Here is a 12782-nt window from a genome sequence, read left to right as displayed (position 1 = left end):
ATGGCATGACCGAGCACGTCCAGTCCTCAGTCACGACACCCCAGGTCCCGGCGACGGGGTTCGACGCACCGGTCACTCCTGCCGGTCGAGCCCTGCTCCAGCGGCTCGCCGAGCATCTGCCGCGCATCCGGGCCACCGCGGCGGAGAACGACCGCAACGCCGTGTTTCCCACCGAGACTTTCGACGCGCTCCGCAAGGAAGGTCTGATGGGCGCAACGGTACCGACCGAGCTGGGTGGGCTGGGAGTGGACCGGCTGTTCGACGTGGCGGTCGCGCTCCGGTCCGTGGCACAGGCTGACGCCTCGACAGCGCTGGCGTTGCATCTCCAGCTCAGCCGGGGACTCACCCTCGGCTACGAGTGGCGGCACGGTGACACAAACGCCCGCACGCTGGCGGAGCGGCTGATGCGGATGATGGTCGCGGGCGACGCGGTCCTGTGCTCGGGCATCAAGGACCATCACTCCACGGTGACGACACTGACGCCGGACGGGTCGGGTGGGTGGGTGCTGTCCGGTCGCAAGACCCTGGTGTCCATGGCACCCATCGGCACGCACTTCTTCATCAACGCACGCACGGACGGCACAGACGGACCGCCGAGGCTGGTGTCTCCCGTCGTCAGCAGCAACACTCCGGGATTCACCGTCCTGGACAACTGGGACGGCCTCGGAATGCGCGCGTCGGGCACGATGGACATCGTCTTCGACAACTGTCCCATCCCGGCCCAGGACGTCATCGTGCGCGATGTCGTGGGGGCTCGCAAGGACGCGGTCCTCGCCGGTCAGACGGTCAGCTCCGTCTCGATGCTGGGTTTGTACGTCGGCATTGCCCAGGCCGCCTATGACCTCGCGGTGGGGGCGCTCGCGCGCCGTTCCTCTGCTCCGCAGGCCGCAACGCTGACTCTGGTGGCGGAGCTGGACGCCCGTCTCTACGTGCTCCATGCCACGCTCAGCACCACTCTGACCGCGGTCGACGCCTTCAACGCCGACCTGTCGGGAGACCTCGACGAGCGCGGCAGGCAGATGATGCGGCACTTCCAGCGCGCCAAGCTGACGGTCAACCAGATGGCTCCGGCCATCGTCGACGACTGCCTGACCCTGGTCGGTGGCGCGTCGTTCACCGGAGCCCATCCGCTGTCGCGACTCTACCGCGACGTCCGGGCGGGCGGGTTCATGCAGCCGTACGCCTACGCGGACGGCGTGGACTTCCTGAGCGCGCAAGCGCTCGGGATCGAGCGGGACAACAACTACATGAGCACCTGGGCGGCCCGCTCCACGAGCAATGGAAATTCAGCGGATCCATCGCGTTGTAAGCCAATGTCACGGTGAGGGAAATGACGACTCGTGTATGGGATTACCTACCGGAGTACGAACAGGAAAGGGCGGACCTGTTGGGGGCCGTCGAGGCGGTCTTCGAGTCCGGGCAGCTGATTCTCGGCAAGAGCGTGCAGGGCTTCGAGGCAGAGTACGCGGCCTACCATGGAGTGCGGCACTGCGTCGGCGTCGACAACGGCACCAATGCCGTCAAGCTGGGACTACAGGCACTCGGCGTCGGTCCCGGCGATGAGGTGATAACGGTCTCCAACACGGCGGCCCCGACCGTGGTCGCCATCGTCGGCGCCGGGGCGACGCCGGTCTTCGTGGACGTACGCGAGGATGACTACCTGATGGACACCACCCAGGTGGCGGACGCCATTACGCCGCGCACGAAGGCTCTGCTGCCCGTGCACCTGTACGGGCAGTGTGTCGACATGGCTCCGTTGCAGCGACTGGCCGACGAGCACGGTCTGGTCATCCTGGAGGACTGCGCGCAGGCACACGGTGCACGGCAGCACGGCAAGGTGGCGGGCACGATGGGAAACGCGGCGGCGTTCTCGTTCTATCCGACGAAGGTGCTCGGGGCCTACGGCGATGCCGGCGCAGTCATCACGGACGACGCTGAGGTCGACCGCGACCTGCGGCAGCTGCGCTACTACGGGATGGAGAAGGTCTACTACGTCGTCCGGTCCCCGGGGCACAACGCTCGTCTCGACGAGGTGCAGGCCGAGATCCTGCGCCGCAAGCTGCGCCGCCTGGACGCCTACCTGACGGGTCGGCGGAAGGTGGCTCGCCGATACGAGGAGGGGCTGGCGGACCTCACTGGCCCCGGCGGGCTGACCCTTCCGTCGGTGACCGAGGGGAACGAACACGTCTACTACCTGTACGTGGTGCGGCATTCCCATCGGGACGAGATCAACGAACGGCTCAAGCGGTACGACATCTCACTGAACATCAGCTATCCGTGGCCCGTCCACACCATGACAGGGTTCGCCGAGCTCGGCTGTGCCGAGGGATCGCTCCCGGTCACCGAACGCCTCGCGGGTGAGATCTTCTCGCTGCCCATGTACCCCTCGCTGTCCCGGGACCGCCAGGACAAGGTGATCGAAGCACTGCGCGAGGTCCTCGTCGGGCTGTGACGTCCCGGTACCCGTCCGGCGGTCAGGAGGGCGGTTCTCCGCCCAGCAACCGTGCCCGAGAAGGAGTTCGATCATGACTGGTGTAACCGACGTGCCCGCCCGGGGTACCTGCCGGATCTGCGGCGGCGACGTCGAGGAGTTCCTCGATCTGGGCCAGCAGCCGCTGTCCGACCGGTTCCTCGAGCCGGGCGACGTCGACGAGGAATTCTTCTTCCGACTCACCGTCGGGCAGTGCAGCACGTGCACGATGGTCCAGCTGGCCGAGGAGGTGCCGCGGCACCTGATGTTCCACGACGACTACCCGTACCACTCCTCCGGCTCCTCCGTCATGCGAGAGCATTTCGCCGGTGTCGCCCACTCCCTCCTTGCCAGCGAACTGACCGGAGCGGACCCGTTCGTCGTGGAGATGGGCTGCAACGACGGGATCATGCTGGAGACGATCAGGGAAGCGGGTGTCCGGCATCTAGGGTTCGAGCCCTCGACGGGCGTGGCCGAGGTGGCGCGGGCAAAGGGCGTACGGGTGCGCACCGACTTCTTCGAGGAATCGACTGCCAGGGAGGTGCGTGCCGCCGAGGGGCCGGCAGATGTCATCTACACCGCCAACACCATGTGCCACATCCCGTATCTGGATTCGGTCCTGAGGGGTGCCGACGTGTTGCTCGCCCCGGACGGAGTGTTTGTCTTCGAGGACCCCTACCTCGGTGACATCGTCGGCAAGACATCGTTCGACCAGATCTACGACGAGCACTTCTACCTCTTCTCGGCCGGATCCGTCCAGGCGCTAGCCGAGCGGTTCGGTTTTGAACTGGTGAACGTGGAACGACTACCGGTCCACGGCGGCGAGGTCCGCTACACGCTCGCGCGGCCCGGTGTGCGCACTCCGACCCAGGCCGTCAACCGGCTGCTCACCGAGGAACGTGACCAGAAGCTCACCGACCTCATGACGCTCCGGGCCTTCGCGACGAACGTTCGGAAGGTCCGCGAAGATCTTGTGGCGCTCTTGAAGCGTCTGCGCGCAGAGGGACGCCGCGTGGTCGGCTACGGCGCGACCGCCAAGAGCGCAACGGTGACGAACTTCTGCGACATCGGACCCGAGCTGGTTTCGTTCATCTGCGACACGACGCCCGGCAAGCAGAACCGGCTGACCCCAGGGCAGCACATTCCGGTCCGGAGCGCGGCAGAGTTCAGTGCACCCTACCCGGACTACGCGCTGCTCTTCGCTTGGAACCACGCCGAGGAAATCATGGCCAAGGAGCGGGAGTTCCAGCAGTCCGGCGGACGATGGATCCGGTACGTCCCGCAAGTACATGTGACCTAAGACAAAGACCGTCACATGAATCCCTGCGCTCAACTGTACTTCGGCACGTACAGCTTTTTGACGGCTCTCCAGCAAAATCCCGACAATTTAAAAGGAGATTCATGTACCTGGAAAATCTCCGGGAAGTCTGCCACACGACAGTGCACAGGTCGAGCAGTCCCGGCGTCGGGCACCATGTCACATTCACCGAGGAGTTGTACGACTCCAGTGGCAATCTGGTGTCCACTTCGGAAGGCATGGCGGTGGTGTTCGGTAACCCCGAGGACGGCAGCTTGATGCAGCTGATGACGGCGACCGAGAAGCTCACGGACGGCGTCATCAGCTGGACCGGAACGGTCCGTCAGGAGGACCCGGCCGGAAATGAGTTCGTCGTCAACCGGCTTCCCGTGATCGGTGTCAGCGGTCGTTACGCCGGAAAGACCGGGACACGCACCTTCAGATTCGTGGAACGACCGGACGCGAACACGACGATCGCCGAGGCCACCATCTACATGGAGGACTGAACCGCACCAATCGAGTGGACCGAAGGCAATCGATCGGTGGCTTCGGACGCCTGTCCTTCAGTGCCCTTGTCCGTGCCATTCAAGAGTTCCGGTGTGCGAGGAAGGCTGTCGGAAAGTCATGACGGATTTCACTGAGTCGGGGGGCGGGCGCCCAGTGTCGAACGACCCAATCGCCATCGTCGGGTTGTCCTGTCGGCTGCCCCAAGCACCGAACCCGGACGCTTTCTGGCGGCTGTTGCGAGACGGCCGGTCCGGCGTCGTCGAGACGCCCGACGACCGCTGGACCGGTATGGTGCGCCCACCCGGGCTCCGGCACGGTGGGTTCCTCGACGACGTGGAGGGCTTCGACCCAGCGTTCTTCGGCATCTCGCCCCGCGAGGCCGTCAGCATGGACCCGCAGCAACGCCTGATGCTGGAGTTGGCCTGGGAAGCCCTGGAGGACGCGATGATCGTCCCCGGAGACCTGACGGGCAGCCGGACAGGTGTCTTCGTCGGGGCCATCGGGGACGACTACGCGTCCCTGTCGCACCGGCACGGTGCGGATGCCAGCACCGGGTTCTCCCTGACCGGGACCGGCCGAGGCATCATCGCCAACCGGATCTCCTACACTCTCGGGCTGCGCGGTCCAAGTCTCACCGTGGACACCGCACAGTCGTCGGCGCTGGTGGCAGTGCATCTGGCCTGCGAGAGCATCTCGTCCGGCGAGTCGTCCACGGCACTGGCGGGTGGCGTGAACCTCAACCTGGCGTTCAGTGCAGCGCTGGCGACCGAACGGTTCGGAGGGCTCTCTCCCGACGGACGCTGCCACACCTTCGACGCCCGTGCGAACGGATACGTCCGTGGTGAGGGAGGCGGGCTCGTCCTCCTCAAGCCGCTCTCCAGAGCCCTGGCCGACGGGAACCCGGTCTACTGTGTGATCCGCGGAACCGGAATGAACAACGACGGCGCCACCGACGGCCTCACCGTGCCGAGCGTCGAGGCTCAACGGGATGTCATCCGGCTGGCCCATGAGAAGGCCCGTCTGGCACCTGGCGACGTCCAGTACGTGGAACTCCACGGGACCGGCACCAAGGTGGGCGACCCCGTCGAGGCCGCGTCCGTCGGGGCCTCGGTGGGCGCGAGCCGTTCGGACGGGCCGGTGCATGTCGGCTCGGCCAAGACGAACGTCGGGCATCTCGAAGGGGCCGCGGGAATTGTCGGCCTCATCAAGACCGCGCTCTGCGTGAAGCACCGAGCGATCCCGGCGAGCCTGAACTACTCGACGCCCAACCCTCGGATCTCGCCCAATGCGCTCAACATCGAGGTGCGCACTGAGTACGGTCCCTGGCCAAAGCCGGACGCGCCGCTGGTGGCGGGCGTCAACTCGTTCGGCATGGGCGGCACGAACTGTCATGTGGTGGTCTCCGACGCACCAGCCGCCGGACCCGCTACGACCTCGGGGGGCACCCATCCGATTCCGGGGACGGCTGTCGCACCGTCCGTGGTGCCCTGGGTGCTCTCCGGAGCGGACGAGGCGGCACTTCGTGCGCAGGCCGCCGCCCTGCGGGCCGTTGCGGAAGAGCGCGCCGACCTCGACGCGGTCGATATCGGCTGGTCGCTGCTCACCACCCGCTCGACCTTCGACCACCGCGCCGTGGTTCTCGGCGACAACCGCGAGCAGTTGCTGCGCGGGCTCGCCGCGGCAGCGGGTGAAGACACCGCGGTCGGCACACTGGTCACCGGACGCGTCGGCGAGCCCGGCCGGACGGTGTTCGTCTTCCCCGGGCACGGCGCCCAGTGGCCCGGCATGGGGTTGGAGCTGTTGGAGACCTCCGCGGTCTTCGCCCAGCACCTGCACGCCTGCGACGAGGCCCTGCGTCCACACACCGGCTGGTCCCTCCTCGACGTCCTGCGCGGCTATCCCCACGCGCCCGAACTCGACCGCGTCGACGTCGTACAGCCCGCCATCTTCGCCGTCACCGTCTCGCTCGCGCGGCTGTGGCAGCACCACGGGGTGACACCCGACGCCGTCGTCGGGCACTCCCAGGGCGAGATCGCCGCCGCTCACATCGCCGGCGCCCTCTCCCTCGACGACGCCGCCAGGGTCATCACCCACCGCGGGCTCGTCGCGAGGACGATCGCCGACACCGGCGGCATGGCCGCCGTCCCGCTCCCTCACGAGCGTGTCACCGACGACCTGAGCGCCTACCCGGGTCTGAGCATTGCCGGGATCAACTCACCCCACCACACAGTGGTATCGGGCGATCCGGACTCCGTCCGCCGCCTCCTCAACCACTACCGGGGGCAGAATGTCGACGCCCGCCTCGTGCCGATCGGCTACGCCTCGCACTCGTCCCACATTGAGCCGCTGCGCGAACAACTCATGGAGGCCCTCGCCGACGTCACCCCCGGAGTGCCTGACATCCCCTTCCACTCCACCGCGCGCCCCGGTACCAGCCCCACGTTCGACGCCGGGTACTGGTACGACAATCTCCGCAACCCCGTGCAGTTCCACGCCGCGGTCACCGAACTGCTCGATTCGGGGCACACCCGCTTCATCGAGGCCGGCCCGCACCCCGTCCTGACCACGGCGCTCCAGCATGTCATCGACGCCGCCGAGGTCAACGCGGTCGCGATCGGGACGCTGCGGCGCGACAGGTCGGCGTGGCCGGCGTTCGTCCGGTCGTTGGGCCGGCTGCACGTCCACGGAGGGGAGGCCGACTGGGCCCCGCTCTTCGCGGGTCTTCAACCGCGCCGGGTGCCCCTGCCGACGTACCGCTTCCAGCGCGGTCGGCACTGGCTGTCATCCGGGTCCGAGCAGAGCAACGATCCCGTGTCCCATCGCCCGACGGCAGCGGGACCCGCGGCGCGGTCGGCCGCGGACCGGCTGGCCGCCCTACCGAGGCCGGAGCTCAGGCGAACGCTGCTGGCTCTGGTGCGCAGCCATGCCGCCGCCGTGCTCGAACACGACGACGTCGCGGGCATGGACATGACGCGGTCGTTCCGGCAACTCGGCCTCACATCGCTGCTCGCGGTGGAGCTGCGGGATGGTCTGGCGGTGTCCACCGGCCTCGATCTGCCGGCCTCCCTGCTGTTCGACCACCCCACACCGACCGTCCTCACCGAACACCTGCTCACCCGGCTCACCGCGGTTCCCGACGTGCCACAGGCCCCGTCGGCGCCGAAGGGTGTCGACGGAGCGGACGAACCGATCGCCATCGTGGGCATGGCTTGCCGCTTCCCCGGCGGGGTGCAGTCCCCCGAGCAGTTGTGGCGGTTGGTGGAGACCGGAACGGATGCGGTCTCCGACTTCCCCAACAATCGGGGGTGGAACCTGAACGCCCTCTTCGCTCATGACTCGGGGCCTTCGGGCACCTCGTCCGTGCGACGCGGCGGATTCCTGATGGACGCCGACCTGTTCGACCCGGCGTTCTTCGGCATCAGCCCGCGTGAGGCGCTGGCGATGGACCCGCAGCAGCGGCTGCTGCTGGAGGTCTCCTGGGAGGCGTTGGAACGCGCGGGCATCGCGCCGTCTTCGCTGCGCGGAGGTCCAACGGGGGTGTTCGTCGGAGCGATGTCGCAGGAGTACGGGCCACGCCTCACCGAAGGGGGCGGCGAACTCGACGGCTTCCTGCTCACCGGCACGACCGCGAGCGTCGCCTCCGGTCGAATCGCCTACACGCTGGGGCTGCAGGGCCCGACGCTCACCGTGGACACCGCCTGCTCGTCATCGCTGGTGGCACTGCACCTGGCCGTGCAGGCACTGCAACGCGGGGAGTGCCCGCTCGCCGTGGCGGGCGGTGTGAACGTGATGGCCGCACCTGGAATCTTCGTCGAGTTCAGTCGCCAGCAGGGACTTTCCCCCGACGGCAGGTGCAAAGCGTTCGCGGATGGAGCGGATGGCACCGGCTGGTCGGAGGGCGCCGGGATGGTCGTACTCGAACGACTCGCGGACGCGCGCCGCAACGGCCACCGAGTGCTCGCCGTGATCCGCGGGTCCGCGATCAACTCCGACGGGGCCAGCAACGGGCTGACCGCGCCGAACGGGCCGTCCCAGGTACGGGTGATCCGGGAGGCACTGTCCGCCGGCGGTCTGGAGCCGTCCGACGTGGACGTGGTCGAGGCGCACGGAACCGGCACCCGCCTCGGCGATCCGATCGAGGCGCAGGCCGTCATCGAGGCATACGGGCAGAACCGTCCAGAGGACGCGCCACTGTGGCTGGGCTCGCTGAAGTCGAACATCGGCCATGCTCAGGCTGCGGCCGGGGTCGGCGGCCTGATCAAAATGGTGATGGCACTGCGTCACCGCACACTGCCGCGGACACTGCATGTGGACGCCCCCACCCGGCACGTCGACTGGTCGGCAGGCGCGGTCCGACTGTTGTCTGACGCACGGCCCTGGCCCGGCACGTCTGTGCGGCGGGCGGCCGTGTCGTCGTTCGGCATCAGCGGCACCAACGCCCATCTGGTGATCGAGCAGGCGCCCGAGGACGAGACGGGGGACCCGGGGGACGCCGAGGTGACCGTGCCCTGGCTGTTGTCTGCTCCGAACGATCGGGGGTTGCGTGACCAGGCGGCTCAGCTGCTCCGGCTCGTCGACGACGGGCCAAGCGTCGCGGTCGCCGACATCGGCCGCGCGCTGGCAACCACCCGTGTGGCGTTCACCCGTCGCGCGATCGTCACCGGCGCGGACCGGGCCGCGCTGCGCGCCGGTCTGAGCGCACTCGCGGGCGGCGAGTCCGCGCCGGGCCTCACACTGGGTACGGCGCGGGACCGGGGCAAGATCGTATTCGTCTTCCCGGGGCAAGGATCGCAGTGGGCGGGTATGGCCGCCGAACTGATGCGCACCTCCCGGGTGTTCCGGGACGAGGCCATCGCCTGCGCGGACGCGCTCCAACCACACGTGGAATGGTCCGTACGCGATGCGCTGTACGGAGCAGCCGGAGCTCCCGCCCTCGATCGGTCGGATGTGGTGCAGTGCCTGACGTTCGCCGTGGTGGCGGGCCTGGCGGCGCTGTGGCGTTCGGTAGGTGTGGAGCCGGACGCGGTGATGGGCCACTCGCAGGGGGAGATCGCCGCCGCCTATGTCTCCGACGCCCTGACGCTCTCGGATGCCGCTCGCGTGGTGGCGCTGCGCAGTACTGCGCTGCTGTCGTTGGCGAACACCGGCGGGATGGTGACGGTGTCCGCCCCCCGCGCTGTGGTCGAGGAACTGATCGGCCGCTGGGCGGGGAGGCTGTGGGTCTGCGCGGTGAACGGCCCCTCCTCGACCGTGGTAGGCGGTGAGGTGGATGCGCTGGACGAACTGCAGGCGCAGTGTGCGAGCGACAGCCTGTGGGCCCGCCGGGTACCCGTGGACTACGCGTCCCACTGCCCGCACATGGCGGCTTTGGAAGTGGAGCTGACGCAGAGACTCGCGTCGGTCGCTCCTCGTGCACCGCGCCTCGACTTCCGCTCCACCGTGGAAGGCGTCCGGGACGAACCGTTCCGCGTCGACGGGGAGTACTGGTACCGCAATCTGCGCCACCAAGTGGCGTTCGAACCGGCTATCAGGGCCCTGGCCGTCTCGGGGTTCGACACATTCATCGAGATCAGCCCGCACCCGGTGCTGACCACGACAATCGAGCAGACGCTGGAGGCGGCGGACGTCGAGCACGCCGCCGTGGTCGAGACGCTGCGACGGGACGACGGCGGCTTGACCCGTTTCATGACCTCTCTCGGTCTCGCCCACTCGTACGGGGTCGACGTGGACTGGCCCTCCGTCTTCGACGGTCGGCCGGCCCGGCACGTGGACCTGCCCACCTATCCGTTCCAGCGTCAGCGGTACTGGCTCGAAGGGGGCGTTGGCGGTGGGAACGCAATAGGGCATCCCTTCCTGCACACAGCGACGGAGCTCGCCGCCGGCGACGGCCACGTGTTCACCGGCAAGGTGTCCCGTTCGACACATCCATGGCTGTCCGACCACCGCATCCGAGATGTCGTGCTACTGCCGGGTACCGCGCTCCTCGACATGGTCGCTCGGGCCGGCGAGGAACTGGGCTGCGGCTCGGTCGACGAGCTGACCTTCGAAGCCCCGCTGCCGTTGCCGGAGGACGACGATGTCGATATCCAAGTCGTCGTAGACGCCGCCGACGAGTCACGCAGCAGACGGACCAGGCTGTTCTCCCGAGTCGGCGACGCCGAGTGGACGCGTCACGCCACCGGCTTCGTCTCGGAGGGGCAGCCGGCCGTACCGAGCCCGCCATGGTCCGGGGCTTGGCCTCCGCGCGATGCGACCGAGGTCGACGTGGCCGATCTATATCAGGGCCTTCGGGACCACGGCTACGGGTACGGACCGGCGTTCCGGAACGTCCAGGCCGCCTGGCGGCTCGGCAACGCCTTGTTCGCCGAGGTCACGCTGCCCGCGGAGTTGCGCGGTGGGACGAGCCGCGGAGCCGTTCACCCTGCGCTGCTCGACGCTGCCCTGCATTCGCTGGCGACCGTCGGGCTGCTGCGCGAGGACGAGGGCGAGTTGCTCCTGCCCTTCTCCTGGACCGGCTTCTCCACCGCGACGGGCTCCTTCGCGGCGCCGAACGGTGCGGAGACGGTGCGCGTGCGCCTCACCCCGGCGGGAAGCGACACCGTGGAGGTCGTCCTCACCGACGACTCGGACTTCGCACTCGTGGCGTCGGGTGTCCTTGCGCTGCGCGCGACGCCCGTCGACGAGCTCGGCGCGGCCCGCAGCGTCCGAAACCTCTACGGCATCTCATGGGAGCCGCTGCCACCCCGCGTCCCGGAGTCAGCAATCTGTGTCGTGCTCGGCGACACCGTCGCTGTCGACGGTCTGAGCGCCGACACCCATCCGGACCTTGCCACGCTGCGTGGTGCGGTCGCCAACGGAGCCGCGACACCGGGGCTGGTGCTCGCGACTCCGGTTGTCGCCGGGGACTGTGTCGCCCCCGACACGGCGGCGCACTCGATCGCCGGCCGAACCCTGGCTCTGGTTCAGGAGTGGCTCTCCGACGAGCGGCTGGGCGGGGCTCGGCTGGTCGTCGTGACACGCGGTGCGATGACGGTCGATCCCGTCGGTGACGTCCCCTCTCCGGAGTTCGCAACGGTGTGGGGGTTGGTTCGGACAGCGCAGAGCGAGCACCCCGGACGGTTCGTCCTGCTCGACCTCGATGACGAGGACGTCTCCGAGCGGGTGGTCGCGGCGATCGCCTCATGTGATGAGCCCCAGTTGGCCATCCGCGCGGGCGAGATATTCGTACCCCGGCTGGCTCCGGTGGTGGTGGGGCGGGCAGAGCCGGACACGGACGTCCCGACGTTCGACGGCACCGTGTTGATCACCGGTGGCACTGGTCGCCTCGGCTCTCTGGTCGCCCGGCGGCTGGTGACCGCGCACGGAGCGCGGCGGCTGCTCCTGGTCAGCCGCCGGGGCGAGGGGGCCTCTAGAGCCACTGAACTCGCAGCCGAGCTGCGCTCCCTGGGTGCGCAGGTCGTGTTCGCCAGCGCCGACGCGGCCGACCGGGCGGCACTGGCCGAGGTGATCGCGGCTGTCCCGGCCGAACACCCGCTGTGCGCCGTTGTGCATCTTGCGGGTGTGCTTGACGACGGTACAGTCACCGCGCTCACCCCGGAGCGCATGAGTGCGGTGCTCCGTCCGAAGGCGGACGCCGCCTGGAACCTACACGACCTCACCATCGGACTTCCCCTCACCGCGTTCGTCCTGTTCTCCTCTGTGATCGCCACGGTCGGCGGCCCTGGACAGGCCAACTACGCGGCGGCCAACGCGTTCTTGGACGCGCTGGCCGAGCGACGTCGTGCGGAGGGCCTCCCCGCCGTCTCCCTCGGTTGGGGCCTGTGGGCCGAGACAAGCGGTATGACCAGCCGTCTCACCGAGTCCGATCGGGCGCGGCTACGGCGCGGCGGCATCGCCGCGATGGAATCCGACGAGGCACTCGCTCTGTTGGACTTCGCATTGGCCGCCGGCCGCCCCACCGTGGTACCCGTCAAGCTCGACCTGGCCGCACTGCGAGCGGAGAGCACGGAGAGCGACGGGGTTGTTCCCGCAGTGTTCCGGCGACTGCTGCCCCGCACGGGCAGGACGGCCAAGCGAAACCCGGTCAGTGGCGCCGCCGTGCTGAGCCGACGGCTGGCCGGGGCGTCCCCAGACGAGCGGGAGAGGGTTCTCCTGGAGCTCGTCCGCGCCGAAGTGGCCGGTGTGCTGGGCCTTGGCGAGCCTGGACTGCTCGAACCGGACCGGGCGCTCCGGGAGCAGGGCCTGGACTCACTGACGACGGTCGAGCTGCGCAACAGGCTCGGCGCAGCGACCGGAATCCGGCTGCCGACCACCGTCGTGTTCGAGCACCCGACGGCCACCGCTTTGACCCGGTACATCGGGGAGAGGATCAGTGGCGCGGCAGGCGCGGAGCGGACCGCTGCGGTCAACGTGCGGGACGGGGATCCGGTGGTGGTCGTGGGCATGGCCTGCCGCTATCCCGGAGGCGTGCGTTCACCCGAAGACCTCTGGCGACTGGTCGCCGAAGGC

The 12782-nt window shown here is 68.7% G+C and carries 5 protein-coding genes; all 5 read left to right on the top strand.

Features of this window, described 5'->3' with window-relative positions:
- Positions 1 to 5: 5 nt before the first annotated feature.
- Positions 6 to 1325: an acyl-CoA dehydrogenase family protein gene (locus ACFXJL_RS32730; protein ID WP_384698650.1), complete on the top strand. Its 1320-nt coding sequence runs from the start codon at positions 6 to 8 to the stop codon at positions 1323 to 1325.
- A 5-nt stretch (positions 1326 to 1330) separates the two neighbouring features.
- A complete protein-coding gene (locus tag ACFXJL_RS32725; protein WP_384698647.1) occupies positions 1331 to 2452 on the top strand; it encodes a DegT/DnrJ/EryC1/StrS family aminotransferase in 1122 nt (373 codons plus the stop codon).
- 73 nt (positions 2453 to 2525) lie between these two features.
- Complete coding sequence (locus tag ACFXJL_RS32720; RefSeq protein ID WP_384698644.1) at positions 2526 to 3770, top strand: methyltransferase domain-containing protein; 1245 nt, start codon at positions 2526 to 2528, stop codon at positions 3768 to 3770.
- Between the two features lie 101 nt (positions 3771 to 3871).
- A complete protein-coding gene (locus ACFXJL_RS32715) occupies positions 3872 to 4273 on the top strand; it encodes a hypothetical protein (protein WP_384698641.1) in 402 nt (133 codons plus the stop codon).
- A gap of 154 nt (positions 4274 to 4427) precedes the next feature.
- Positions 4428 to 12782, top strand: an 8355-nt coding sequence (locus ACFXJL_RS32710; RefSeq protein WP_384698638.1) for a type I polyketide synthase, incomplete at its 3' end; no start/stop codon positions are given.

The sequence above is a fragment of the Streptomyces sp. NPDC059256 genome (genome assembly GCF_042753785.1).
Classification (GTDB): Bacteria; Actinomycetota; Actinomycetes; order Streptomycetales; family Streptomycetaceae; genus Streptomyces.
The sequence above is the reverse complement of the archived record's forward strand: the minus strand, read 5'-3'. Positions and strand labels throughout refer to the sequence as shown.

What these genes read in the sequence shown, in the direction of transcription:
- ACFXJL_RS32730 (WP_384698650.1), top strand. Translation starts at nt 6, where the DNA reads ATGACCGAGCACGTCCAGTCCTCAGTCACGACACCCCAGGTCCCGGCG.
- ACFXJL_RS32725 (WP_384698647.1), top strand. Translation starts at nt 1,331, where the DNA reads ATGACGACTCGTGTATGGGATTACCTACCGGAGTACGAACAGGAAAGG.
- ACFXJL_RS32720 (WP_384698644.1), top strand. Translation starts at nt 2,526, where the DNA reads ATGACTGGTGTAACCGACGTGCCCGCCCGGGGTACCTGCCGGATCTGC.
- ACFXJL_RS32715 (WP_384698641.1), top strand. Translation starts at nt 3,872, where the DNA reads ATGTACCTGGAAAATCTCCGGGAAGTCTGCCACACGACAGTGCACAGG.